23 protein-coding genes, 1 tRNA gene and 1 pseudogene are annotated in these 23,808 nt (G+C 69.9%); 4 read left to right on the top strand and 21 right to left on the bottom strand.

Going from position 1 to position 23,808, the window contains the following annotated elements; genetic code table 11:
* Positions 1–572: 572 nt before the first annotated feature.
* The 21 genes from HNR61_RS46460 to HNR61_RS46360 all read right to left on the bottom strand — a co-directional run bounded on the left by HNR61_RS46460 (position 573) and on the right by HNR61_RS46360 (position 20,294).
* Positions 573–1,604: an Rv1363c family protein gene (locus HNR61_RS46460; RefSeq protein ID WP_182849550.1), complete on the bottom strand. Its 1,032-nt coding sequence runs from the start codon at positions 1,602–1,604 to the stop codon at positions 573–575.
* On the bottom strand, positions 1,601–2,089 hold the full coding sequence (locus tag HNR61_RS46455) for an Rv1363c family protein (protein ID WP_083998837.1): 489 nt from the start codon (positions 2,087–2,089) through the stop codon (positions 1,601–1,603). The genes HNR61_RS46460 and HNR61_RS46455 overlap by 4 nt, the downstream gene beginning before the upstream one ends.
* Complete coding sequence (locus HNR61_RS46450) at positions 2,086–3,561, bottom strand: MCE family protein (protein WP_182849549.1); 1,476 nt, start codon at positions 3,559–3,561, stop codon at positions 2,086–2,088. Before HNR61_RS46450 ends, HNR61_RS46455 begins: the two co-directional genes overlap by 4 nt.
* A complete protein-coding gene (locus HNR61_RS46445) occupies positions 3,558–4,874 on the bottom strand; it encodes an MCE family protein (RefSeq protein WP_182849548.1) in 1,317 nt (438 codons plus the stop codon). The genes HNR61_RS46450 and HNR61_RS46445 overlap by 4 nt, the downstream gene beginning before the upstream one ends.
* Positions 4,871–6,166 carry an MCE family protein gene (locus HNR61_RS46440; RefSeq protein WP_312898427.1) on the bottom strand — a complete coding sequence of 432 codons (1,296 nt, stop codon included), beginning with the start codon at positions 6,164–6,166 and terminating at the stop codon, positions 4,871–4,873. Before HNR61_RS46440 ends, HNR61_RS46445 begins: the two co-directional genes overlap by 4 nt.
* Before the next feature lie 21 nt (positions 6,167–6,187).
* Positions 6,188–7,279: an MCE family protein gene (locus HNR61_RS46435; protein WP_182849547.1), complete on the bottom strand. Its 1,092-nt coding sequence runs from the start codon at positions 7,277–7,279 to the stop codon at positions 6,188–6,190.
* Positions 7,280–8,311: an MCE family protein gene (locus tag HNR61_RS46430; protein ID WP_067812219.1), complete on the bottom strand. Its 1,032-nt coding sequence runs from the start codon at positions 8,309–8,311 to the stop codon at positions 7,280–7,282.
* Positions 8,308–9,735 (bottom strand): MCE family protein, encoded by a 1,428-nt coding sequence (locus tag HNR61_RS46425; RefSeq protein WP_182849546.1) that lies wholly within the window; start codon positions 9,733–9,735, stop codon positions 8,308–8,310. Before HNR61_RS46425 ends, HNR61_RS46430 begins: the two co-directional genes overlap by 4 nt.
* 7 nt (positions 9,736–9,742) lie before the next feature.
* Positions 9,743–10,591 (bottom strand): MlaE family ABC transporter permease, encoded by an 849-nt coding sequence (locus tag HNR61_RS46420; protein WP_067812222.1) that lies wholly within the window; start codon positions 10,589–10,591, stop codon positions 9,743–9,745.
* Positions 10,591–11,442 carry an MlaE family ABC transporter permease gene (locus HNR61_RS46415; RefSeq protein ID WP_157419638.1) on the bottom strand — a complete coding sequence of 284 codons (852 nt, stop codon included), beginning with the start codon at positions 11,440–11,442 and terminating at the stop codon, positions 10,591–10,593. Before HNR61_RS46415 ends, HNR61_RS46420 begins: the two co-directional genes overlap by 1 nt.
* Entirely contained in the window at positions 11,442–12,494 is a 1,053-nt protein-coding gene (locus HNR61_RS46410; RefSeq protein WP_182849545.1) for an ABC transporter ATP-binding protein, read from the bottom strand. Before HNR61_RS46410 ends, HNR61_RS46415 begins: the two co-directional genes overlap by 1 nt.
* 600 nt (positions 12,495–13,094) lie before the next feature.
* A complete protein-coding gene (gene rplL, locus HNR61_RS46405) occupies positions 13,095–13,484 on the bottom strand; it encodes a 50S ribosomal protein L7/L12 (protein WP_182849544.1) in 390 nt (129 codons plus the stop codon).
* Positions 13,485–13,556: 72 nt separating this feature from the next.
* Positions 13,557–14,156, bottom strand: a complete 600-nt coding sequence (gene rplJ / locus HNR61_RS46400; protein WP_182849543.1) for a 50S ribosomal protein L10 — start codon at positions 14,154–14,156, stop codon at positions 13,557–13,559.
* A gap of 296 nt (positions 14,157–14,452) precedes the next feature.
* Positions 14,453–15,298, bottom strand: a complete 846-nt coding sequence (locus tag HNR61_RS46395) for an SCO4651 family lipoprotein (protein WP_182849542.1) — start codon at positions 15,296–15,298, stop codon at positions 14,453–14,455.
* 146 nt (positions 15,299–15,444) lie between these two features.
* Positions 15,445–16,305, bottom strand: coding sequence for an SCO4651 family lipoprotein (locus tag HNR61_RS46390; RefSeq protein ID WP_182849541.1), 861 nt, complete (start codon positions 16,303–16,305; stop codon positions 15,445–15,447).
* Positions 16,306–16,436: 131 nt separating this feature from the next.
* Positions 16,437–17,291: a hypothetical protein gene (locus HNR61_RS46385; protein ID WP_182849540.1), complete on the bottom strand. Its 855-nt coding sequence runs from the start codon at positions 17,289–17,291 to the stop codon at positions 16,437–16,439.
* 197 nt (positions 17,292–17,488) lie between these two features.
* Entirely contained in the window at positions 17,489–18,211 is a 723-nt protein-coding gene (gene rplA, locus HNR61_RS46380) for a 50S ribosomal protein L1 (protein ID WP_182849539.1), read from the bottom strand.
* An 85-nt stretch (positions 18,212–18,296) separates the two neighbouring features.
* Entirely contained in the window at positions 18,297–18,725 is a 429-nt protein-coding gene (gene rplK / locus HNR61_RS46375) for a 50S ribosomal protein L11 (RefSeq protein WP_067812238.1), read from the bottom strand.
* A gap of 198 nt (positions 18,726–18,923) precedes the next feature.
* Complete coding sequence (gene nusG / locus HNR61_RS46370) at positions 18,924–19,733, bottom strand: transcription termination/antitermination protein NusG (protein ID WP_182849538.1); 810 nt, start codon at positions 19,731–19,733, stop codon at positions 18,924–18,926.
* 128 nt (positions 19,734–19,861) lie between these two features.
* Positions 19,862–20,110, bottom strand: a complete 249-nt coding sequence (gene secE, locus HNR61_RS46365) for a preprotein translocase subunit SecE (RefSeq protein WP_182849537.1) — start codon at positions 20,108–20,110, stop codon at positions 19,862–19,864.
* Between the two features lie 111 nt (positions 20,111–20,221).
* A tRNA-Trp gene (locus HNR61_RS46360) sits at positions 20,222–20,294 on the bottom strand.
* Positions 20,295–20,603: 309 nt separating this feature from the next.
* Between HNR61_RS46360 and HNR61_RS46355 the strand changes: the two genes are divergently transcribed.
* From HNR61_RS46355 to HNR61_RS46340, 4 genes and pseudogenes are all read left to right on the top strand, one after another.
* Positions 20,604–21,815 (top strand): pyridoxal phosphate-dependent aminotransferase, encoded by a 1,212-nt coding sequence (locus HNR61_RS46355; RefSeq protein WP_182849536.1) that lies wholly within the window; start codon positions 20,604–20,606, stop codon positions 21,813–21,815.
* 178 nt (positions 21,816–21,993) lie between these two features.
* Positions 21,994–23,076 (top strand): adenosine deaminase, encoded by a 1,083-nt coding sequence (locus HNR61_RS46350; protein WP_182849535.1) that lies wholly within the window; start codon positions 21,994–21,996, stop codon positions 23,074–23,076.
* A gap of 62 nt (positions 23,077–23,138) precedes the next feature.
* On the top strand, positions 23,139–23,291 hold the full coding sequence (locus HNR61_RS48975) for a hypothetical protein (RefSeq protein ID WP_182849534.1): 153 nt from the start codon (positions 23,139–23,141) through the stop codon (positions 23,289–23,291).
* Positions 23,288–23,725, top strand: a pseudogene (locus HNR61_RS46340) (IS5 family transposase); the annotation flags it as partial. The gene HNR61_RS48975 and the pseudogene HNR61_RS46340, both read left to right, overlap by 4 nt.
* Between the last annotated feature and the right edge of the window lie 83 nt (positions 23,726–23,808).

Below are 23,808 nucleotides of genomic sequence, written 5' to 3'. Positions count from 1 at the left end.
GCCTTCCACCTCTCGTTGCCCAGCAGCCAGTCAAAAGAGTTGGTCTGCAGAGCAAGGAGGTCCGGGACTTCGAGCGGCTCCTTGATGCGCGCGAAGGAGACGCGGTTCGGACCGGTTGCGGTATTCGAGGCGTTGCGCGAGGCTGCCAAGAGTGGTCCTTCCGAGGGCTCGCGGCGTAACTGACGACACGCACGCCAGACGACCCAGGTGCGAGACTGACACAAAAGACCACAAAAGGGCCCAGGCAGGGTTGCTCTCACACGAGGATAGTCAGAGGGCAGCGCAAAGGGGCAGTGTAGCCGACGCCCACACCGCTCGCAACTCCACGTCCGCAGTATGCATCACAGTTGCCTGTGAGCATCGCTGCTCGTGGCCCGCGAGTCAAGAGCGGACTTGGACTTTCCGGGCTCTGACCTGCAGTGAGGAAGGCCATAGTTTAAACCGCGTCCCTCCTGGTCCGGACCGCCCCACGGGGAGGGGGATCGCGGCCCGCGCCGCGCCCTCCGGGCCGGGTCCGGAAGCGACGAACGGCCGTCCGGGAGGGACGGCCGTTCGACGAGGTCACCGGTGGCTCAGGAGAGCACCACGAGGTCCGAGGCGAGCCAGCGGTCGCCGGCCTTCTGCATGGTCATCCGGATCCGGAGCGCCTCGGGCAGGCGCTTCTCCTTGTCGTCCTTGGTCGCCGTGCTGCGGTTGGCGTAGACCAGGGTGACCACCTTGTCGGGGGTCGCGCTGACCACGCCGACCTTGATCACGGTGGTGGTGGCCACGGCCTGCTGGGCGACCGCCTGGGTCTTGAGCTGCTGGGCGAGCTTGTCGTACTGCTGGCGCAGCTTGCCGGTGGTCTGGTCGGTGGCCGCCTTGAAGTCGCCGTCGAGCGTCCGGTAGTCGTACGACGACAGGTCCTGCGCGGCCCGGTTGCTGGCCAGGACCGCCTGCTGGCGGGCCTTCTCGACCGCCTTCTGCTCCCGGAACTCCAGCCCCAGGACCGTCCCGCCCACCACCAGCGCGACGATCACGGCGACCAGCACGCCGGACAGCAGGGTGAAGCCGGGACGCCGGGAGCGCGGGGCCTTCGCGGCCTCCGCCTCCTCGCCGTCCTCCTCGGCTTCGTCGCCCTCCTCGGCCTCAACCGCCCCGGCGGCGTCCTCGGCGCCGGTCTCCGCGTCCGCCGGAGCCGTCCTGCGCCGCTTGCGGAGGCCGACCGACTTCTTGGCCTTCGGAGCCCCGGCGGGCTCCTCGTCGGCGTCCCGGGCGGGCTCCCCGGCCGTCTCGACCGTCGCGTCCTCGGCGACCGCGTCCGTCCCGTCGCCGGCGGAGTCCTCGGCCTCGTCCGCTTCGGTCTTCTCCGCGGCCTTCTCCGCGGCGGTCTTCTTCGCGTCGGCCTTCTCCGTGGCGACCTCGGCGGCCGGGGGCTCGTCCCGCTCCTCGTCGTCGATGAGGCCCGCCTCGGCGGCGGCCTGCTCGGCCGCCTTCAGGGCGTTGCGGGCGGCGGCCTTGGCGGCCTCGGCGGCCTCCTCGGCGGCCTTGGCCGCCCGCGCGGCCTCGGCGGCGCGTTCGGCCTGCTCGGCGGCCTTGCGGGCCTTCTCCTCGGTGGTCGTCACGGAACCATCTCCAACTTGGACACCAGCCACCGGTCATCGGTGCGCGTGAGGTCCATCAGGTAGCGGTAGGGGCGCGGCACCCCCTGGGTCACCTTGGGGTTGGTGACCATGCCGTTCAGGGACACCATCACCTCGGCCGAGTCGTCGTCGCCCGAGACGTAGGCGGCGTCCACCTGGCTGACGGTGGAGGTGGCCTGCGCCTGGGTCACCTGGTCCAGGAACTTCTTGGACTGGGTGCTGAACTGGTTCTTCAGCTCCCCGGTGGCGCCGGCCACGATCCGGTCGAGGTCCCGCTGGGCCGTCTTGTGGCTGACGCTCATCAGGTTCACGCCCATCTGGCGGGCGGACTGGACGGCCTTGTCCCGCTGGTCGGCGCGGTCCTTGTCCTGGTAGAACAGCACGCCGAACACCGCGACGGCCACGACCAGCACGACCGTCAACGCCACCAGGGTGACGTTGAGAGCCGACCATCTGCCGCGGGTCACTGGCTCAGCGGTCCCAGCAGCAGCCACTTCCACGACGATTCATCTCCCAACTGACGGTTGCCCGCGCTGCGCGGCATGACGTATCGCTTGCCATCGGGCCCGTAGACCAGACCGGTCGATGGATCGTACCCGGCGAGTTCCACGGTTTTGGCAGGGAAGGTGAGGAAAGAACCGTTGCCCTGCTGCTGGGCGGAAGTCCGCTCGGTCTGCTCGGCCGGCTTCTGGCCGCCCTTGGCGTCGGTGGCCTTGACCTGCGAGTCCTTGCGCTTCGCGCGGCTGTCGCCGTTCGCGCCGCCCTCGGGGAAGCCCGCGCCGTCGGTGGCGCCCGGCGGCACCTGCGGGGTCGGGCCCACGATGTCCTGCCGGGGTGCGTTCCGGGAGCCGCGGACGGCCGTCGGCGAGTCTTTCGGAAGCGTGCAGCCCCGGTCCAGGAGGGGCTTCTTGCGCTCGGTGAACTGCGGCCAGCGCTTCTGGACGCCCTCGTAGCCCTTCTCGCAGACCGGCGGGGAGTCGATGTTCAGCGCCAGGCCCAGGTGCTGGGTGCCGTCGCCGGGGGTGACGGTGAACGCGCCCGCCAGGGTCACCGGGTACAGGATGAACAGCGACCGCAGGCCGTCCTTGCGGGCGGACACGACCTGCCCGGTGGTGGTGAGGTTGGCCAGCAGCACCGGCAGGGTCGGCGACAGGTCCCGGACCAGGCCGTTCGCCTGGTTGACCGCGCCGGGCGTCGAGTCGATGACGTCGCGGATCGCCGGGTCGTCCCGGCGGAGCTGGCCGGTCAGGACGTTGAGGTTGCGGGCGAACCCGCGGATGTTGGCGCCCTGCGAACGCTGGGTGTCCAGCACCGTGCGGCTGTTGTCGAGCAGCTGCTTGGTGTCGGGGAAGGACCGGTCGGCGGTCTCCAGCAGCCGGTCGGTGTCGTCCAGGATCTTCTGCAGGTCGGTGGCCGACCCGGAGAACGCCTTGTCCAGCTCGTCGACGATCGTGCCCAGGTCCTTGGGGTTGACCGAGGTGACCAGGCGGTCGACGTTGCGCAGCAGCTCGGCGGTGGACACCGGCAGCCTGGTCATCTGGCGCGGGATCGTGTAGGGCGCGCCCTGGTCCAGGTAGGGGCCGGTGTTCCGGGACGGCTGGAGGTCGATGTACTGCTCGCCGACCGCCGACCGGTTCGCCACGACGGCGGCGGTGCCCTCGCGGGGGATGCGCCGGCCCTTCTCCAGGAGCAGCTTGACCTTGATGCCGTCCCGGGTGAGCTGGATCGGGCCGACCCGGCCGACGGCGACGCCGCGGTAGGTGACCTCGGCGTTGGTGAACACGCCGCCGGAGTCGGTCAGGTCCACGTAGGCCGTGTACTGGCGGCCGAGCAGCCCCCGGCCGATGCCGATGTAGTTCACCGACACGACCGTCACGCCGATGACCGTGATCAGGGCGAACACGATCAGCTGGATCTTGACGCCGCGCTTGAGGATCACGAGAGGCCCTCCGTCAGCAGGCTGTTGATGTCACGCGGGCCGCCGAGGGCGCGGGGCCTGCCGTCGGCCGGCTGCTGCCCGGTCTGCCGGCCGGGCTGCCGGCCGTTCTGGCCGGGTTTCTGGCCGGGCCGCACGCCGGGCTGGCCGCCGGGGTTCAGTCCGGGCAGCCCGCCGCTGTTCGGCAGCTGCGGCAGCACGCCCAGCGGCGTCTGCGGAAGCTGCACGTTCGGCACCTTCAGCATGGAGCGCATCTGCTGGCCGCCGACCAGGCCCTCCAGGTCGGTGCCGCCCAGCAGGTTGCGGGCGATCGACTCGAAGTCCAGGTCGAGGGTCAGCCGGACGTTGCCGTAGTCGCCGCGGACGACGTTGTCGAACGTCGGCGGGAACGGCCAGCTGATCAGCATCTCGAACGTGCGCGGCAGCGCGTCGCCGGACTTGTTGAGGTTCTTGAGGATCTCGTCCAGGTCCTCCAGGTTGGCCAGCAGGTCGGCGCGGGACTGCCGGATCACCCCGGTGGTGGTGCGGCTCAGCCGGTCCAGCGCCACCAGCATCCGGGTCAGGTCGGCCCGGTTGCGGTTGAGGACCTCGATGGCCGGTCCGGTCCGGTCGATCGTGTCGGTGATCGTCTTGCGCTCGGCGGCGAGCTTGCCGGTGAGCCGGTCGATGCTGTCCAGGGCCCGGGTGATCGCCGCGCGGTTGCGGTCCAGCGTCCCCACGAACGTGTTCACCCGGTTCAGCACCGACTTGATGGTGGCCTCGCGGCCGCCCATCGCCGACTGGAGCTCGTGGGTGATGGTGGAGACCTGCTCGATGCCGCCGCCGTTGAGCAGCAGCGACATCGCCGACAGCACCTCTTCGATCTCGGTGCTGCGGGTGGTGCGGGCCAGCGGGATCAGGTCGCCGGTGTTCAGCGTCCCGGACGGGGACTCGCCCTTGGGCGGCTGGGACAGCGCCACGAACTTCTCGCCCAGCAGGCTGGTCTGGCCGATGGTGGCGTGCGCGTTGTCGGGCAGCCGCACGTCCTTGCGGATCTTGATGGTGACCAGGGCGTGCCAGCCCTTGTCGGCGCCGCCGGCCAGCTCGACCCGGTCGACCTTGCCGACCGACACGTCGTTGAGCTTGACCACCGACTGCGGGACCAGGTCCAGCACGTTGGCGAACTCGACCCTGACGGTCTGCGGGTCGTCGCCGAGGTCCGGGCCGCCGGGCAGCGGGATGGAGTCCACGCCGCGGAACCCGCAGCCGGTCAGCGCGACCAGCCCGGCCACCGCGGTCGCCGTGAGCCTCAGCGTGCGCTTGGGGAGCCGCTTCACCGGCCACCTCCGGGGAACAGGGCGCTGACGTCGCGCGGCTGGCCGCTGAACCGCGTGGGCGTGGACCGCTTGAGCGGCGCGCCGTTGCGCTTGTCGTTGCCGGACACGCCGCCGCCGGGGCGCTTCTCACCGGGCCCGTAGGCGTCCGGCGGGATCGGCACCGGGTCGTAGTGCGTGGTCAGCGCGGTGAGCCAGGACAGGTCCAGGCTGAAGCCGGTGAGCGCCTGGCCGATGCCGTTGTAGGGGCGCATGAAGTCCAGGCACTGCTTGGCGGGGGTGCCGACCGAGAACGCCAGCGAGCAGACCCAGTCGGCCAGGTCGTGGAACTGCCGCAGGTTGGCGCGGTTGTGGATGGTGCCGGAGATCGGGTCGTAGGCGCGGGCCAGGTTGTTGATGCCCAGCGGGCCGACCTCCAGGACCTCGGCGATCTCGTCCTTGCGCTTCACCAGCGTGCCGGTGATCTGCGCGAGCTGGCGGACGTTGGTGGACAGCTCGTCCCGGTTGCCCTTGATGAAGCGCTGCACGTTGCGCAGGGTGGGGCCGAGGGTGTTGAGCGCGGCGCTCAGCTCCTCCCGCTCCCCCGCCAGCTGGCCCGACACCTGGTTCAGGTGGCCGGTGAACTGGCGGATCTGCGCGTCGTTCTCCTTCATCGCACCGGTGATGATCCGCAGGTTCTCGATCGTCTCGGCGACGTCCTCGCGGTCGGCGCTGAGGGTGCTCAGCATCCGGGAGGTGTCGTGGATCGTCCTGCGGATGTCCTCGCCCTGCCCGTCGAGGGTCTGCGCGCCGACCGACAGCAGCCGCGACAGCGAGCCCTGGCCGTCGGCGCCGGGGGCGTTGGCGCCGTCCGGGCCGAGGGCCTTGTTGAGGTCGTTGAGGCTGGAGCCGATCTCGTCGACCTCGACCGGCACCGCGGTGCGGTTGATGGTCAGCGTCGCCCGGTCCGGCATCACCGCGCCGCCCTTGTAGGCGGGGGTGAGCTGGATGTAGCGGTCGGCGACCAGCGTCTGGTTGACGATCACGGCCTGGGCGTCGGCCGGGACCTTGTACTTGGCGTCGTACTTCAGCTCGACCTTCACCGAGCCGCCGACCGGGGTGACGCTGGTGACCCGGCCGACGCTGATGCCCAGGATGCGCACGTCGGCGCCCGGGTAGAGGCCGACGGTCTTGGTGAAGTACGCCGTCATGCGCCGCTGCTCGGGTTCGCGGAGCAGCAGCACCAGCGCGGCCGCCAGCACGGCGAGCGCCAGCAGCGCCCCGCCGAGACGGAGGATGGTTGCTGAGTTACGCACGGGTGACCTACCTGCTCACGATCACGGAAGGAACGGCAACGGGTTGTTCTTGTCGTTTCCGGAACGGCCCTGCTGGCCTCCCTGCTGGCCTTCCTGCTGGCCCTGCCCCTTCGGTCCGCGCTGGCCCGAGCCGTTGCCGGGCTGCGGCACGTTCTCGATCGAGGCGGGGATCGGGAGGAGGTTCTGGATGTAGCTGTCGAACCAGCGGCCGGTGCCGGTGACGTCGGTGAACTGCCGCACGTAGGGGGCGAACAGCTCCAGCGTGCGGTCCAGGTTCTGCTGGTTGCGCAGCAGTACCTGGTTGACCTTCTGCAGCTGCTGGAGCATCGGCCGCAGCTGCCCCTCGTTCTCCCGGATCAGCGCGTTGACCTGCTGGGACAGCCGCACCGTGTTGATCAGCAGCTGGTGGATCACGGCGCGGCGGGCCTGCACGGCCCGCAGCACCCTGTCCCCGTCGTCGATCAGCCGGGTGAAGTCCTGGTTGCGGTCGGCCAGCAGCTGGGACACGTCCTTGGCGCGCCCGGCGAGCTGGTGCAGCTCCTCGTCGCGGGAGGCGATCGTCTCCGACAGCCGCCGCAGGCCCTTCAGCGACGCGCGGATCTCGTCCGGCGAGTTCTGGAAGGTCTCCGACAGCACGTCGAAGGACTTGGCCACCTGCTTGTAGTCGATCCTGCTGACCCGCTGGCTGAGCTCGCTGATCGCCGGGACCACCTCGAACGGGGTGGTGGTCCGCTCCAGCGGGATCGGCTTGCCCAGCTTCCCGCCGCCGCGCGGGTCCAGCGCCAGGTAGTGCGCGCCCAGCACCGTCTTGATCTTGATTTCGGCGCGGGTCAGCTCGCCCAGCCGCACCTCGTCGTTGACGGCGAAGGTCACCTTGACCTTGGGGCCGTCCAGCTCCAGCTTCTTGACCTTGCCGACCTTCACCCCGGCGATGCGGACCTCCTCGCCCGGCTTGAGGCCGGCGGCCTCGGCGAACGACGCGGTGTGGGTGACGTCGCCGGTGAGGAACGGAAGGTTGCCCAGGTTCATCGAGACCGCCAGCGCCACGATGATGACCGCGAACGCGGTGAGGGCGATGGGGACCGGATTGCGTTCCCGGAAGGGGATCCTCATCTACTTGCACCTCGCGTTCTCGTTCACGATGCGCGGCGTCTGGTACATGGGGCCGCCGGGCAGCCGCACGCGGGCGTCGAGACCGCAGATGTACATGTTGAACCAGGAGCCGTAGGAGGAGATGTTGACCAGCTTCTCCATGCGGCCCGGGGTGCGGCGCAGCGCGAGGTCCACCGAGTTCCGGTTGCGGTCCAGGGTGGTGGCCAGGGTGCGCAGCCGCGCGATGTCGCGCTGGATGAGCGGCCGGCCGTCCTCCAGCAGGTCGGCGGTGGTGGCCTCCAGATCGTTGATCGCCGCCACCGAGTCGAAGATCGCCTCGCGGTCGTCGGCGACCCCGGACACGAACTGCCGCAGGTTGGTGATCAGCCGGTTGACCTCGTCGTGCCGGGCGTCGATGGTGCCCAGCACCGAGTTGAGGTTGTCGATCACCTGGCCGATGACCCGGTCCCGGTCGGCGAGGGTGTTGGTCAGCGACGCCACGTGCGTCAGCAGGCTGTTGACCGTGCCGGCCTCGCCCTGGAGGGTCTGCACGATCTGGAACGCCAGCTTGTTGACGTCGTCGGGCTCCAGCGCGCGGAACAGCGGGCGGAACCCGTTGAACAGCACGGTCAGGTCGAGGGCGGGCCGGGTCTGGGTGACCGGGATGGTCTGGCCCTCGCGCAGCAGGTCGGCGGTGCCGGGCCCCTGGGTCAGCGCCAGGTAGCGCTGGCCCATCAGGTTCCGGTAGCGGACCTGGATCTGGGTGGAGGTGGGCAGGCCCGCCTGGAACACGCCCTCCTTGTTGACGCTGAACGTGACCCGGGCGTGGTGCTGGTCCTTCGCCAGCTCGATCTTCTCGACCTGGCCGACCCGCACGCCCGCCACCCGCACGTCGTCCTTCTCCAGCAGCCCGGCGACGTCGGTGAACATCGCCCGGTACTGGCGGGCGTCGGTGAACCGCATGTTGGCGATGGTCATCGCCAGCACGCCGGTCGCCAGCGAGGTCAGCACGACGAAGACGAGCAGCTTGATCGCGGCGCTCGTGGTCTTCACTTGATCGTCACCACCGTTCCCTGCAGCACCGGGCCGAACAGCAGCGTCGCGAGGTCGGACACCTCGTCGGCCGGGGTGCGGGTGAGCGGCCCCACCACGTTCTTGATCTGGTCCTGCGCGCTCATCTCCGTGCCCGGGTCGATGAAGACACCGGACATCGCGCGGCCTCGGGTCTGGCCCTGCGGCTGCTGCTGCGGCTGCTGGGGCTGGCGGCTCTGCGTCCGCCGCTGGTCGTAGCGGCCGGCCTGCCGGTCCTCAGACGTCGGGTGCGGGATGGGCTCGTTGGGGTCGTGGGGGTTCTTCCACCACAGGTCGTCCTCTGTCCCGTCGCGGGCCAGGTAGTCGGGGAACGGCACGCGCGGGTTGGGCAGGTTGTAGCAGCGCGGCCCGCGCTTGTCCTTGGCCTCGGGCAGGTCGAGCGGGTACTTGTACGCCGGCCGCGGCTTGACGATCTCGATGGTGAGGTTGAACGTCGCGCTGCCGTTGCCGCCCGCGACCCGCTCGGCCTCGGGCCTGATCCGCTCCAGCCCCTGGAACACGCAGGGCAGGGACGGCGCGTACTCGGCGACGATCGCGAGCGTGCCCCGGGTGGCGATGTTCACCCCGATGATCCGCGGGCCGTTCTCCCGCATGAACCGGTCGGTGTCGTTGGCGAACCCGGTGACCATCGGGATGATGTCCTCGATGGTCCGGCGCTTCTGCACGATCGTGTCGCTGGTGACGTTGAGGTTGCGCAGCGTCTGCAGCAGGTCCGGGGCGGCGTCGGCGTAGATGTCGGAGACGTCCGCCAGGCCCTTCAGGTCGTGGACCAGCGTCGGCAGCTCAGGGTTGATCTTCTTCAGCAGCGCGTCGGTCCGCTCCAGGTTGCGGCCGATCTGGTCGCCGCGGCCCTGCAACGCGGTCGCGATGGCGTTGAGGGTGGCGTTCAGCTTCTCGGGACGCACCGCCTGCAACAGCGGAAGCAGGTTGTTGAGCACCCGGTCGATTTCGATCGCCGACTGCGACACGTCCTGCCGGATGACCTGGCCCCGGCGCAGCCCCAGCGGACCGGGCTGCTCGGGGATCGCCAGATCGACGTACTTCTCGCCGAACAGCGTCTTGGGCAGCAGCCGCGCCTGCACGTTGTTCGGGATCATCTTGGCCTTGTCGGGGTCCAGCGCCAGCTCCAGGACCGCCCCGTCCGGGGTGGCGGTGGTGGAGCGGACCTCACCGACGATCAGGCCGCGGACCTTCACGTCCGACCGCGGCAGCAGCTGGAGCCCGGCGCGCTGCGCCTCGACCCGCACCTTGGTCACGGGGGTGAGGGCCTTGTTGAACAGCGCGACCGTCAGCGCCAGCGCCAGCGCGACGACCAGCACCATCGACAGGCCGAGCAGCCGGTACTTGACCAGTTCGGCCTTGGGCGTGTGGGCAGGAGCACTCATCGCCGCGTCACCCCGCGATCCGGACGGTCGTGGTCGCGCCCCAGATCGCCATGCCGAGCATCAGGTCGGTCACGTTGATCACCACGATGCTGGTGCGGACCGCGCGGCCCACGGCCACGCCGACGCCCGCCGGGCCGCCGCTGGCGTGGTAGCCGTAGTAGCAGTGGATCAGCATCACCAGGAGCGCGAAAACGATCACTTTGCCGAACGACCAGAGGATGTCGTTCGGTGGCAGGAACAGATGGAAGTAGTGGTCGTAGGTGCCGGTCGACTGGCCGTAGAACACCGTGACCACCACGCGGGTCGCGCCGTAGGAGGCCAGCAGGCCCACGATGTACAGCGGCACCACCGCGATCATCCCGGCGAGCATCCGGGTCGTGACCAGGAACGGCATCGACGGGACCGCCATGACCTCCAGCGCGTCGATCTCGTCGGAGATCCGCATCGCGCCGAGCTGGGCGGTGAAGCCGCAGCCGACCGTCGCCGACAGCGCCAGCGCCGACACCAGCGGCGCGATCTCCCGCGTGTTGAAGTAGGAGGCCACGAAGCCGGTGAAGGCCGCGGTGCCGATCTGGTTCAGCGAGTTGTAGCCCTGGAGGCCGACCTGCGAGCCGGTGAAGAACGTCATGAAGCCGACGATCACCACCGAGCCGCCGATCACCGCCAGGCCGCCGGTGCCCAGCGACACCTCGGCCAGCAGCCGCAGCACCTCGGTGCGGTAGCGGCGCAGCACCCGCAGCGTCCAGGCGAACGCCCGCACGTAGAACGACAGCTGGTGCCCGAAGTCGTCGAGCCGTTGCAGGGGGGCGTTCAGCCACCGGAGGAACGGCCGCCTCGAGGTTCCTGAGGCCGCCATCACATGCCCTTCGACGGAACGAACTGGAAGTACAGCGCGGAGATGATGAAGTTCTCCAGGAAGAGCAGCATGAACGTGATGACCACCGTCTGGTTCACCGCGTCACCCACGCCCTTGGGACCGCCCTTGGCGTTCAGGCCCTTGTAGGCCGCCACCAGCCCGGCGGTGATGCCGAACACGAACGCCTTGATCTCCGCCTGGAGCAGGTCGGGGAGCTGCGCGATCGCGTTGAACGACGCCAGGTACGCGCCCGGCGTGCCGTCCTGGAGCACGACGTTGAAGACGTAGCCGCCGATCAGGCCGACCACCGACACCAGGCCGTTGAGGAACAGCGCGATGAACGCGCACGCCAGCATGCGCGGCACGACCAGGCGGTGCAGGGGGTTGATGCCCAGCACCTCCATCGCGTCGATCTCCTCGCGGATCTTGCGGGAGCCGATGTCGGCGCACATCGCCGAGCCCGCCGCGCCCGCCACCAGCAGCGACGTCACCAGCGGGCTGGCCTCCCGGACGATCGCGACCACGGCGGTCGCGCCGGTGAACGACTGCGCGCCCAGCTGCCGGATCAGCCCGCCGACCTGGAGCGACAGGATGCCGCCGAACGGGATCGCGACCAGCATCGTCGGCACCACCGTCACGCTGACGATGAACCACGACTGCTGGATGAACTCGCGCCACTGGAACGGCCGCTGGAACATCGCCCGGAACGTGTCCAGGCACAGGGCGAAGAACCGCCCCGGTTCCTTGATGGCCACGTTCGTCGCGCCGTCGGAGAACCTGCGGAGGGCGGCGGACGAACCGCCGCCCTTCTTCCTGCCCTCCTGGTCCGCGCCGATACCAGGAGTAGTCATCAGTGCTGTGCCCCCGGACCCTTGCCCAGCGGGACGTGCCCGCCGCCCTGAGCGGCCGCGTTCTGCCCGAACGAGGCGACGTAACGCGGCCACTCCTCCACCCAGTTGCGGCCCAGCTCGTCGACGAACGACCCGGGCGGCGGCGTCACGCCGTGCGCGGCGCACCACGCGCCGGGGGCGTGCTGGCCGCGGCGCAGCAGGCCGTTGCTGGGCATCTGCTGCGGCGCGATCGGCGGCAGCTTGCCCGAGTCCAGCCCCATCCGGGCCTCGGCCTCCAGCTCGGAGGCGTCCTTCTCCTCGGACATGCCGATGGGGCCGACCTTGCTGGCGTTGAGGAACTGCCGCACGACCGGCTCCTCGCTGGACAGCAGCATCTCGCGCGGCCCGAACATCGCCAGGTGCCGCTGGTACAGCAGCCCGATGTTGTCGGGCACCGTCCGGGCGGTGTTGATGTCGTGGGTGACGATGAGGAAGGTGCAGTCGAGCTGGGCGTTCAGGTCGATGAACACCTGGTTCAGGAACGCGGTGCGGACCGGGTCCAGACCGGAGTCCGGCTCGTCGACCAGCAGGATCTCGGGGTCCAGCACCAGCGCGCGGGCCAGCCCGGCGCGCTTCTTCATACCGCCGGAGATCTCACCGGGGAGCTTGTGCTCGGCCCCGATGAGGCCGACCAGGTCCATCTTCTCCAGCACGATCCGCTTGACCTCGGCCTCGCTCTTGCGGGTGTGCTCGCGCAGCGGGAAGGCGATGTTGTCGAACAGGTTCATCGACCCGAACAGCGCGCCGTCCTGGAAGAGCACCCCGAACAGCTTGCGGGTCTCGTAGAGCTGGTGCTCCGGCAGGTACGGCAGGTCCCGGTCACCGATCCAGATGTGACCGCGGTCGGGCTTGAGGAGGCCGACCAGCGTCTTCAGGAAGACCGACTTGCCCGTGCCCGACGGGCCGAGCAGCACGGAGATCTCCCCTGCGGGGATGCTCAGCGACACGTCCTGCCAGATCACCTGGCGGCCGAAGGACTTGGTCAGGCCCTCGACTCTGATCTCGACGCCCACTCGTCACCTTTCGTCCAGGCCGGGGAATCCGGAACCAATGAGGCGAGTAGTTGTGCGGCGCGACGGCCCGGGGGGCGAGCCGGTCGCCTGGAAGTTGTCGTCACGTCTCGCCACCGGTCGGTTGCTACCGGCCGGTAGCTGTGGCGGGTGCCACTACCGTAGCGGCCTCGTCAAGAAAGGGAAGAGGAAGGGCCAACTTTCGGCGACGAAATGCGACGTTGTAAGACAATCGTTACTTACGACACCCGTGAGACTACTGACGGGCGAACCCGCACTACAAGCCGGGGTTGGGGCTCCGGCCGGGACCGGACGCCGCCCTTGTTGCCAGAGAGTCCAATGGGACATCGGGGACGCTACGCCGCCTCCAGGCGACGCACAAGCGCCTCGCGCACAGTGCCGACGGCGGCCCCTTGTCACTTCGGGACAGTTCTCCGCTGTGCGAAAACCCCGGGAACGCGCGAAGGCGGCCGCCCCACCGGTGAACGGTGGGACGACCGCCTTCGTCAGAAGAGCGCTGGGACCCGCGAGCGGGTCACCGACGACTCCGGAGAAGAGCGCTGCGGCTCCGTCAGGCCATCCCCACACGCGTGGGGAGACGCCTTACTTGACGGAAACGGTGGCGCCGGCCTTCTCCAGGGCCTCCTTGGCCTTGTCGGCGGTCTCCTTGTTGACCTTCTCCAGCAGCGGCTTCGGCGCGTTGTCGACCAGGTCCTTGGCCTCCTTGAGGCCCAGGGAGGTCAGGCCACGGACCTCCTTGATGACCTGGATCTTCTTGTCGCCGGCGGCCTCGAGGATGACGTCGAACTCGTCCTTCTCCTCGACCTCGGCGGCCGGGGCGCCCGGGGCGGCAGCGCCCGGAGCGGCCATGGCGACCGGAGCGGCGGCCTGGACGTCGAAGGTCTCCTCGAACTGCTTCACGAACTCGGAGAGCTCGAGAAGGGTCATCTCCTTGAAAGCGTCGAGCAGCTCGTCGGTGCTGAGCTTCGCCATGATGGTTCCTCCTGGCTTTTAACGTTCGGTCTCAGGGAGACCGCGGGATCAGGGATTCCGGCGGGGCCGGAACTACTCGGCGGCAGCCTCGTCGGCGGCGGGAGCCTCGGCGGCTTCGCCGTCGGCGGCGGCCGGAGCCTCGGCGGTCTCGCCCTCGGCCTCGCGCTTGGCGCGCAGGGCCTCGGCAAGCCGAGCCGTCTGGGTCGGCAGGGCGTTGAACAGCGCGGCGGCGTTGGCCATCGAGCCCTTCATCGCACCGGCCATCTTCGCGAGGAGGACCTCGCGAGACTCCAGGTCTGCGAGCTTGGTGATCTCGGTGGCGTCCATCGACTTGCCGTCGACGAAGCCGCCCTTGATCACCAGCAGCGGGTTCGCCTTGGCGAAGTCACGCAGACCCTTGGCCGTCTCGACCACGTCGCCCTTGACGAACGCGATGGCCGAGGGGCCCTCGAGCAGGTTCTGGAACTGCTCGTCGATCCCGGCGTCGTTGGCCGCGATCTTGGTCAGCGTGTTCTTCACCACGGAGAAACGCGCGTTCTCGCCGAGGTTGGTGCGCAGCTCCTTGAGCTGAGCGACCGTGAGCCCGCGGTACTCGGTCAGCACGGCGCCGTTGGAGCTCTCGAATTCACTCTTGAGCTCGGCGATCGCCGTGGCCTTGTCGGCCTTAGCCATGTGGCCTCCTTCCGATTACCTGGGGTGGAAGCCGCCGGGGCGAAAGCCTGTGAAAAACAACGAACGCCCCGGCGTAGGCGCACGGGGCGTCGAGCACGACCAGGAGGCCATGCGGGAAGCTCTCGTCTCACCTACGCGGGCCGCCCGAACGGATTCGGGTCCTTCGGCCGTCCATGCGAACGGCGACCGGCGGTCTTCGGCAGTCCACAGCGTATGCGATGAAACGCTCCCCCGCAAAACGGCGACGGGACCGCGCCCCGGCGCGGGGCGCGGTCCCGTCGTGCGGGCCCGTGGGGTCAGTTGCCGAGGCTCGGCATCTTCATGTCGCCGACCTCGCTCGCGGGCGGGACGGCCACCTGGATCGGCTTGCCGTAGTCGCGGTACAGGGCGGTGGTGCTCATGGTGCCCATCGCGGTCTGCATCGACATGGTCATCTTGCGCGGCAGCGAGTCGTCGCCCACCCACAGGTCGAACGGGATGGCGGTCGTGCCGAGCTGGGCGTAGGTCCGCTCCATCGCCTGGCGGCTCTGCGGGTCGAGCTTGGTCAGGGCCTCCTGCGGGTTGAAGGTGCCCTTGTAGTGGGTCGTCCTCACCCCGTCGACCGTCTCGGCGCCGACCTGCTGGACGTCCTTGGAGGTGGTGAACATCTTCACCTGGTCGGCCGGGCTCTGCTGCTTGGCCTGGTCCAGGAGCTGGCGGTAGTTGACCCCGCCCGCGGCCTGGCCCACGGCGTCGAGGCTGATGCGGGCCCACGGCTTGCCGCCGTTCCGCGCGGCCATCTGCGGCATCTTCATGTACATGGCGTCGCCGACCAGGCGCATCTCCATGCCGGGCACGGTCTGGCCCGCCACGCTGGTCGGAGCGGTGACCATCCGCATGGCGACCTCGGGACGCAGCCGCGTCTCCATGGTCATCTTCATGTTCATCGAGCCCTGGGTGAGCTTGCCGTCCACCGTCACCTCGGCCTTGAAGGTGTCGGTCTGGGCGGTCTTGTCGGCGGTCTTGCCCAGGACCTGCGCGGCGGTGAGGCGGATGTTCTCGCCGGCCTCGCCCGCGGTGTTCTTGGCCTCTCCCAGGCAGCCGGTCAGCGCGAGGGTGAGGCCGGTGGCGACCGCCGTACCCGCGGCGAAGCGACGAATCATCAGGGGATCTCCTTCGGTGCGATGTCGTGCGCGCGTCCCCGCCGCGACGGCGGGGACGCACGTGGAATCCGACGCACGGGAGACCCTACGGGTTCATCCGTCCCGATAAATAAGATTCGACGCTTTTCGCCACCGATGTCCGACGGTCAGTTCCGCGGGCGAGCACCGAAGAGCTGCTCCAGCGACAGCTGCCCCACCTGGTCGGCGGGCGGCGGGTTCACGCTGAACGCCTTGCCGTAGTCGCTGTACCGCACCTCGACCGTGCCGCCGTGACCGTTGCCGGTCCCCTTGGAGACCAGCTTGCGCGGCAGGTTCTGGGCGTCGGTCCACAGGTCGAAGGTGATCCTCTCGTTGCCCTCGCCGCCCTTGAACCACCGCTTCGTCTTCTCCCGCGCCTGCGGGTCGAGCTTGGCCAGCGCCTCCTTGACCGTCACCGAACCGGCGTAGTGCGTCGTCCTCACCCCGTCGACGCTCTCCGCACCGACCCGCCGGACGTCCTTGGACGCGGTGAACATCTTCGTCTGCTCGGCCGGATCGACCCGCTGGATCTGGTCGATCATGCTCTTGACGTCGAACCCGGTCTGCTGCGCCACCTGGTTCACGTCGACCTTCAGCCACGGCTTGGTCGCGCCCACCGCCTGGCCCACCATCGGCGGCACCCGGGCGTACAGCGTGTTGTTCGTGAAGATCGCCTGGCCCTGCGCCGCGGGAACGGCCGAACCGCCCCGGCTGACCTCGTCGAGCCGGGCGCTGAACGTCAGCGCCGGCCGCAACTGGAACTGCCCCGACGCGCGGATGCGGCTGCCGCCGTCCGCCCGGTCCGTCACCGTCAGGTCCGCCTTGAACCTGTCGGCCTGCCCCGACTTCTGCGACGTCTTGGCCAGCGCCTCGGTGGCGCTCATCTTCACGGCCTCGCCGGTCCCGCCACCGTCGCCCGTGCATCCGGACAGGAGGAGCGCGGCGCCCACCGCCGTACCGCCGGCCGCCACGGTGAATCGACGCTTCATCTGTGAGCCTCCCTTGTCGCCCTTCTGGTGATCCCAGTCTCAACGGGCGCGGGGTCCGCCACATCCCCCGTGAGTACGAATGCCCGACCCGCGAGTACGCCCTGCGGCCTACCCGGAAAAGGGAGGAACGATCAGCGGTGGTCGCGGAAGGTCATCGAACCGTTCAGCGCGGCGGCCGGGGCGGACGCGCCCAGCGTCGCGAACGAGGGCCGGTGCCCGGCGTCCGCCCACAGGCTCACCGACACGTTCGTGCCGTCCGGCAGCACCTTGCGCGCCTCGGCCACCAGGTCCGCCGGAAGCAGCCCGTACACCAGGCCGAGCTGCGTGCCCGCCGTGTACCTGACGGACCCGAACCGGTCGGGACCGCTCCGCGTTCCCCCCGGCGCCGAACGGACCAGGTGCGTGAGCACGCGCGGGTCGGAGCCGGTGCGCAGCCGCTCGTAGGTCGCGGCGTCCAGCGTCGTGCTCGTCCAGGAACTCCCGTCGAACGTCCGCATCGAACGCCCGCTGATCACGACCCGCTGGGTGAGCGTGGTCAGCTTCCCGCCCGCCATCGTGCGGCGCGTCCCGATCGCGTCCATCCGGAACGCCGGGACCAGCGTCACCCGCGCGGTCTCGGTGGCCTGCCGGTAGTCGCCGTTCGCCGCGCCCGACAGCTTCACGTCGGTCACCTGCGTGTAGCCCCGCGGCACCCGCGGGGACGGCTTCCCGTCCGGCTTCCCCCCGCGCGACGGCGTGGCCTTCGGCCTCCCCGAGGGCTTCCCGGCCGCCGGTGAGGACGCCGACGGGGACGTCAGCGGGGTCGCCGCCGCGGACCGGTCCTCACCGTCGGCCCGCAGCTGCGGCAGGGACGCCGGAGCGGGTCCCGCGCCCGGCTGCCTCGGCTCCGCGGTCCCCGCGCTCACCAGCGTCACGACCACGGTCGGCACCACCACCACGGCGGCCACGGACACGATCGCGATGAGCCGGTCGGTGCGACGGTCCAACGGGTCCTCCGTGGTCGGACGAACGGGAGCGGCCAACGATCCCGGTCAATTCAACCCCAACCGCTCCTGCCGCCCCAGAGGAAACGGCACGCCCTTTGGCCTCATCCGGCCGGACCGCCACGTCAACCGGAACGCCTGAAGGGCGCCCCCGCTCGGCGGGGACGCCCTTCAGGCGATCGGACGCGTCGTCGCGAGACTCAGGCGGCGGTCTCGTCGAGCTCGGCGGTCAGGTTGCGCACCACGTTCGGGTCCACCGGGACGGACGGGCCCATGGAGGTGGTGATCGCGGCCTTCTTGACGTACCGGCCCTTGGCGGCCGACGGCTTCAGACGCAGGATCTCCTCCAGCGCCGCGGCGTAGTTCTCCACCAGCTGGCGCTCGTCGAACGAGGCCTTGCCGATGATGAAGTGCAGGTTCGCGTGCCGGTCGACACGGAACTCGATCTTGCCGCCCTTGATGTCGGTCACGGCCTTGGCCACGTCCATGGTCACGGTGCCGGTCTTCGGGTTCGGCATCAGGCCACGCGGACCGAGCACCCGGCCCAGCCGGCCGACCTTGCCCATCTGGTCCGGGGTCGCGACGACCGCGTCGAAGTCCAGGAAACCGCCCTGGATCTTCTCGATCATGTCGTCGGAGCCGACCAGGTCGGCACCGGCCGCGCGGGCCTCGTCGGCCTTCGCGCCACCGGCGAACACCAGCACGCGGGCGGTCTTACCGGTGCCGTGCGGCAGGTTCACGGTGCCGCGCACCATCTGGTCGGCCTTGCGCGGGTCCACGCCCAGCCGCAGGGCGACCTCGACGGTCGCGTCGAACTTGGTGACCGCGGTCTCCTTGGCCAGCCTGACCGCCTCGACCGGGGTGTACAGCCGCTCGCGGTCGATCTTCTCGGCCGCGGAACGGTAAGCCTTGCTGCGCTGCATCTCTACTCCTTGGTGGTGTGTGCGGGCCGGACGCCGTCGCGCCCGGCCCTCCCACGACATCCGCGCGAACCCGCGCGGAAGGGTGTTACTTGACCTCGATGCCCATGGAACGGGCGGTGCCGGCGATGATCTTCTCGGCGGCGGCCAGGTCCTTGGCGTTGAGGTCGGGCATCTTGGTCTGGGCGATCTCACGGACCTGGTCCGCGGTGATCGAGCCGACCTTGGTCTTGTGCGGCTCGCCCGAGCCCTTCTCCACGCCCGCGGCCTTCAGGATCAGCTTCGGCGCCGGCGGGGTCTTGGTGACGAAGGTGAACGAGCGGTCCTCGTAGATCGTGATCTCGACCGGGATCACGTTGCCGCGCTGGGACTCCGTGGCGGCGTTGTACTGCTTGCAGAAGTCCATGATGTTGACACCGTGCGGACCGAGCGCGGTACCGACGGGCGGCGCCGGGGTGGCCTGGCCCGCCTGCAGCTGGACCTTGACGATGGCCGAGATCTTTCTCTTCGGAGGCATGAGCCCTCCTCGTCGTTCCCTGACGTGTGATCCCTACTCCCGCCCGGCGGGCAACACCCCGGCGGGAACGAAAACCCGGGTGTCAGGATCCTGATGGCCCCCGTGATCGAACACGGGGAAGACGTGGGGAAGCCCCCGCACTCGGCGGGGGCGACCTCTCCAGGATACGCGGCGCGCCCGGATGGTCCGGGCGCGGCGTCAGATCTTGGAGACCTGGTTGAAGCTCAGCTCGACCGGGGTCTCGCGGCCGAAGATCGACACGAGCACCTTGAGCTTCTGCTGCTCGATGTTGATCTCGTTGACCGTGGCGGGGAGGGTGGCGAACGGGCCGTCCATGACGGTGACCGACTCGCCGACCTCGAAGTCGACGGTGGGGGTGGCCTTGGCCTGGGTCTTCTCGGTGCTCTTGGCCGCGCCCTCCTCGGGGGCGGGGGCCAGCAGCTTGGCGACCTCGTCCAGGCTCAGCGGCGACGGCTTGTTGGACAGGCCGACGAAGCCGGTGACACCGGGGGTGTTGCGGACGGCGGCCCAGGACTCGTCGGTCAGCTCCATGCGGACCAGGATGTAGCCCGGCAGGACCTTCTCGTTGACCTTCTGGCGCTTGCCGCCCTTGATCTCGGTCACCTCGTGCTGGGGGACCTCGATCTGGAAGATGTAGTCCTCCATGTTCAGGGTCTGGGTCCGGGTCTCGATGTTGGTCTTGACCCGGTTCTCGTACCCCGCGTAGGAGTGCACGACGTACCACTCGCCTGGCAGGAACCGCAGCTCGTTCTTGAACTCCAGCAGCGGGTCGATGACGGGCTCGTCGGCGGGCTCGTCGGCCGCCTCCTCCTCGTCCTCGTCCCCGGTCTGGTCCGCGTCGGCGTCGGCCGCGTCGGCCTCGCCGGTCTCCGCGAGCTCGGCGTCAGCCGCGCCGGTCGCCTCGTCGGCGGCCTCGTCCGCAGCAGCCGCAGCAGGCACGGCCTCGTCGGCGGCCTCGTCGTGGGGCTGGGTGGGCTCGTCGGACACGGTGACTGACTCTTTCTCTCGGATACGTCTGGCGTGAGTGGAGGTTCGGGGCGGCCCGGGCCGCGTGGCGGCCCGAGGACCGGAACGGCACTCCACGACGGGAGTATTCCCCGGTCAGGACGTTCGGCTCAGGTGAAGAGCCAGAAAACGCCCTTCTGCAGGACCCAGTCCAGACCCGACACGAGAGCGATCATGATCGCCACGAACACCAGCGAGACGGTGGTGTAGGTGACCAGTTCCGAGCGGGTGGGCCAGATGACCTTGCGCAGCTCGGCGATGATCTGGCGCACGAAGAGCGCCGGAGAGGTCCGCTTGGAGGCGGACTTGCCCTTCTCGTCGCCCTTGGCCACGGACTCGCCGTGCGTATCAGTCGCCATTGTGCCGCCGTTCACCTCATAGGTCGTGTTCAACCACATCGTGGTCGTCGCGCGATGCCGTGCCCGCGCGACACGCGCGCAGCAGCACGGCCGCACGTGCACCGCACCTCGCAGGGCAGGAGGGACTCGAACCCCCAACCGCCGGTTTTGGAGACCGGAGCTCTACCAATTGAGCCACTGCCCTACATCCCCCAGGGGGACTGTCCCGCACCCCAGATCCTAAGGGATCGGAGTCGTGATCGGTCACAGCTTACGGCCTGGGTGGACCGGACCGTATGCGGTGACACGTCACTAGGAGGGTGAGTCTACGTCGATGATGGGCCCCGCGTCGAACCGGACGGGCTCCACGCCGCTTCCGGCCACCGTCCGCCGGCCCCGGAACGCTCCCCCGGCACGCCCGCCGACACGGCCTCCGAGCTGCGGCGGAACACCCGGTTCCCGGTTCCGTCGAATAGCGCCGGTGCCGCCGCGCGAGGTCTGGAACCATGGGGGCATGAGCATCGACCGTCCTCGTCTCTCCAAGCGCATCGCCGCGATCTCCGAGTCCGCCACCCTGGCCGTCGACGCCAAGGCCAAGGCGCTGAAGGCGGCGGGCCGTCCGGTCATCGGGTTCGGCGCGGGCGAGCCCGACTTCCCGACCCCGGACTACATCGTCGAGGCCGCGATCGAGGCCGCGCGCAACCCGCGGTTCCACAAGTACACGCCCGCCGGGGGGCTGCCGGAGCTGCGCCAGGCGGTGGCCGACAAGACGCTGCGGGACTCCGGCCTGCGGGTCGAGGCGTCCCAGGTGCTGATCACCAACGGCGGCAAGCAGGCGGTGTACGAGGCGTTCGCGGCGCTGCTCGACCCGGGCGACGAAGTGATCATGCCCACCCCGTACTGGACCACCTACCCCGAGTCCATCAAGCTGGCGGGCGGCGTTCCGGTGCCCGTGGTCGCCGACGAGACCACCGGCTACCGGGTGGACGTGGAGCGGCTGGAGGCCGCGCGGACCGAGCGCACCAAGGTGCTGCTGTTCGTGTCGCCGTCGAACCCGACCGGCGCGGTGTACGCGCGGGACGAGATCGAGGCGATCGGCCGCTGGGCCGCCGAGCACGGCCTGTGGGTCGTCACCGACGAGATCTACGAGCACCTGGTGTACGGGGACGCCGGGTTCCACTCGATGCCGGTGGTCGTGCCGGAGCTGGCCGACCGCACGCTGGTGCTCAACGGCGTCGCCAAGACCTACGCGATGACCGGCTGGCGGGTGGGCTGGCTGGTGGGCCCGCAGGACGTGGTGAAGGCCGCCGCCAACCTCCAGTCGCACGCGACCTCCAACGTGGCGAACGTCTCCCAGGCCGCGGCGCTGGCGGCGGTGACCGGCGACCTGTCGGCGGTGGCGGAGATGCGCACGGCGTTCGACCGGCGCCGCCGGACGATGGTGCGGATGCTGAACGAGATCCCGGGCGTGATGTGCCCCGAGCCGGAGGGCGCGTTCTACGCCTACCCCTCGGTCCGGGAGCTGGTCGGCAAGGAGATCCGGGGCCGGCGGCCGGAGAGCTCGGTGGAGCTGGCCGCGCTGATCCTGGAGGAGGCCGAGGTGGCGCTGGTGCCGGGCGAGGCGTTCGGCACGCCGGGCTACTTCCGCCTGTCCTACGCGCTGGGCGACGACGACCTGGTCGAGGGCGTGTCCCGCGTCGGGAAGCTGCTGTCCGAAGCGCGCTGAGCCCGCCGGGCGCGCGCGTTCCCGCCAAGGATCATGGGCCGGGCTCTCCGGCCCATGATCCTTTTTGTCGCGGCGGATCAGGCGGGCATGGCCATGGCGTGCCATCCGGGATAGTCCTGACTGGTGGTCCTGGTGAGCCGGGGGTTCGACACGGCGTGCCATCCGGCAACATTGGCTCATGGAGGCCCCTACCACTTCGCCCGCGCCCGCTCCCCCGTCCGCGTCCGCGCGCCGCGACCTGACGGCGTTGCCGAAGGCTCACCTGCACCTGCACTTCACCGGATCGATGCGGCACTCGACGCTGGTGGAGCTGGCCAAGGAACGCGGCGTCCACCTGCCGGACGCGCTGGTGGAGGACTGGCCGCCCCGGCTGCGCGCGACCGACGAGCGGGGCTGGTTCCGATTCCAGCGGCTGTACGACATCGCGCGGTCGGTGCTCCAGACCCCCGAGGACATGCGGCGGCTGCTGCGCGAGACCGCCGAGGACGAGGCGGCCGAGGGGTCGGGCTGGCTGGAGATCCAGGTGGACCCGAGCGGGTACGCGTCGAGGTTCGGCGGGCTGACGCCGACGGTGGAGCTGGTGCTGGACGCCGCGCGCGCGGCGGAGGAGGCGACCGGCGTCGGCATCGGCGTGGTCGTCGCCGCGAACCGCACCCGCCACCCCCTGGACGCCAAGACCCTGGCGCGGCTGGCGGTGCGGTACGCGGGCCGGGGCGTGGTGGGGTTCGGGCTGTCCAACGACGAGCGCCGGGGCCGCGCCTACGACTTCGAGGGCGCGTTCCGGATCGCCAGGCGGGGCGGGCTGCTGTCGGTGCCGCACGGGGGCGAGCTGCTGGGTCCGGCGAGCGTCCGGGAGTGCCTGGACAACCTGGAGGCCGACCGGATCGGGCACGGGGTGCGGGCGGTGGAGGATCCGCGGCTGCTGGAGCGGGTCGTGGAGCGGGGCGTGACGCTGGAGGTGTGCCCGGCGTCGAACGTGAGCCTGGGCGTCGCGCCGACGGCGGCGCGGGTCCCGGTGCGGACGCTGTTCGAGGCGGGCGCCCGGATCGCGCTGGGGGCCGACGACCCGCTGCTGTTCGGCTCCCGGCTGGCGCGGCAGTACGAGCTGGCGCGCACCGAGCACGGCTTCACCGACGCGGAGCTGGCGGAGCTGGCCCGTCAGTCGATCCGCGGTTCGTCGGCCCCGGAGGGGACGCGGCGGCGGCTGCTGGCGGACGTCGACGCCTGGCTGGGCACACCGGCGGCGGGCTCGGCAGGCTAGCCGGCCGGTGAACTAGGGCGTGTCCCGTGATCTTTGTTGGCAGTTTGATGTAGATCATCTGTGTGGGTAATGAACGTCTGAAGCGTCATGATCTGACGGATGAGGAGTGGGCGCGGCTGGCGCCGCTGTTGCCGGCGCAGAACGTGCATGGGGCGCGGCATGCCCCGGCCGTCGACATCGCTCAAAAGGGGCCGGTAAAGATCACGAGCGGGTGACGAAAGGTGGTCGTGAAGCGCTTGGACGGTCCCGGGGCGGCCTGACCACGAAGATCCACCTGGTCGCCGACCGGCGGTGCCGTCCGATCGCCCGGCTCACCTCGCCCGGCCAGCACGCCGACTGTCCCAAGTTCATCCCGCTCATGGAGTCCATCCGCATCCCACGACGAGGCGTGGGCCGTCCACGCAAGAAGCCAGCCCGCGCCTTGGCCGACAAGGCCTATTCCTCCCGAACCAACCGCCGCTACCTGCGGCGACGCGGCATCAAGGCCGTTATCCCGGTCAAGAAGGACCAGGCCGCCCACCGCGTCAACCGCGGCTCCAAAGGCGGACGGCCACCGGTCTTTGACCGCGATGCCTACAAAGAACGCAACACCGTCGAGCGCTGCGTCAACAAGCTGCGCCAGCACCGTGCCGTCGCTACCCGGTATGACTGTGAGGATGGTCGGGTGCCGTCTCGGGCGGTGGCCTGACTCGCGTTACGACTGGCCTGCTGCCTTGTGTTTGATCTGTCGGC

Origin of the sequence: Actinomadura kijaniata (genome assembly GCF_014138665.1) — a bacterium.
GTDB lineage: Bacteria > Actinomycetota > Actinomycetes > Streptosporangiales > Streptosporangiaceae > Spirillospora > Spirillospora kijaniata.
This window is presented reverse-complemented; position numbering and strand designations above follow the sequence as displayed.

Excerpts from the sequence above, each read along its gene's own strand:
- HNR61_RS46435 (WP_182849547.1), bottom strand. The coding sequence starts at position 7,279 with ATGAGGATCCCCTTCCGGGAACGCAATCCGGTCCCCATCGCCCTCACC.
- HNR61_RS46425 (WP_182849546.1), bottom strand. The coding sequence starts at position 9,735 with ATGAGTGCTCCTGCCCACACGCCCAAGGCCGAACTGGTCAAGTACCGG.
- HNR61_RS46420 (WP_067812222.1), bottom strand. The coding sequence starts at position 10,591 with ATGGCGGCCTCAGGAACCTCGAGGCGGCCGTTCCTCCGGTGGCTGAAC.
- HNR61_RS46415 (WP_157419638.1), bottom strand. The coding sequence starts at position 11,442 with ATGACTACTCCTGGTATCGGCGCGGACCAGGAGGGCAGGAAGAAGGGC.
- rplL (WP_182849544.1), bottom strand. The coding sequence starts at position 13,484 with ATGGCGAAGCTCAGCACCGACGAGCTGCTCGACGCTTTCAAGGAGATG.
- rplJ (WP_182849543.1), bottom strand. The coding sequence starts at position 14,156 with ATGGCTAAGGCCGACAAGGCCACGGCGATCGCCGAGCTCAAGAGTGAA.
- HNR61_RS46395 (WP_182849542.1), bottom strand. The coding sequence starts at position 15,298 with ATGATTCGTCGCTTCGCCGCGGGTACGGCGGTCGCCACCGGCCTCACC.
- HNR61_RS46390 (WP_182849541.1), bottom strand. The coding sequence starts at position 16,305 with ATGAAGCGTCGATTCACCGTGGCGGCCGGCGGTACGGCGGTGGGCGCC.
- rplA (WP_182849539.1), bottom strand. The coding sequence starts at position 18,211 with ATGCAGCGCAGCAAGGCTTACCGTTCCGCGGCCGAGAAGATCGACCGC.
- rplK (WP_067812238.1), bottom strand. The coding sequence starts at position 18,725 with ATGCCTCCGAAGAGAAAGATCTCGGCCATCGTCAAGGTCCAGCTGCAG.
- secE (WP_182849537.1), bottom strand. The coding sequence starts at position 20,110 with ATGGCGACTGATACGCACGGCGAGTCCGTGGCCAAGGGCGACGAGAAG.
- HNR61_RS46355 (WP_182849536.1), top strand. The coding sequence starts at position 20,604 with ATGAGCATCGACCGTCCTCGTCTCTCCAAGCGCATCGCCGCGATCTCC.
- HNR61_RS46350 (WP_182849535.1), top strand. The coding sequence starts at position 21,994 with ATGGAGGCCCCTACCACTTCGCCCGCGCCCGCTCCCCCGTCCGCGTCC.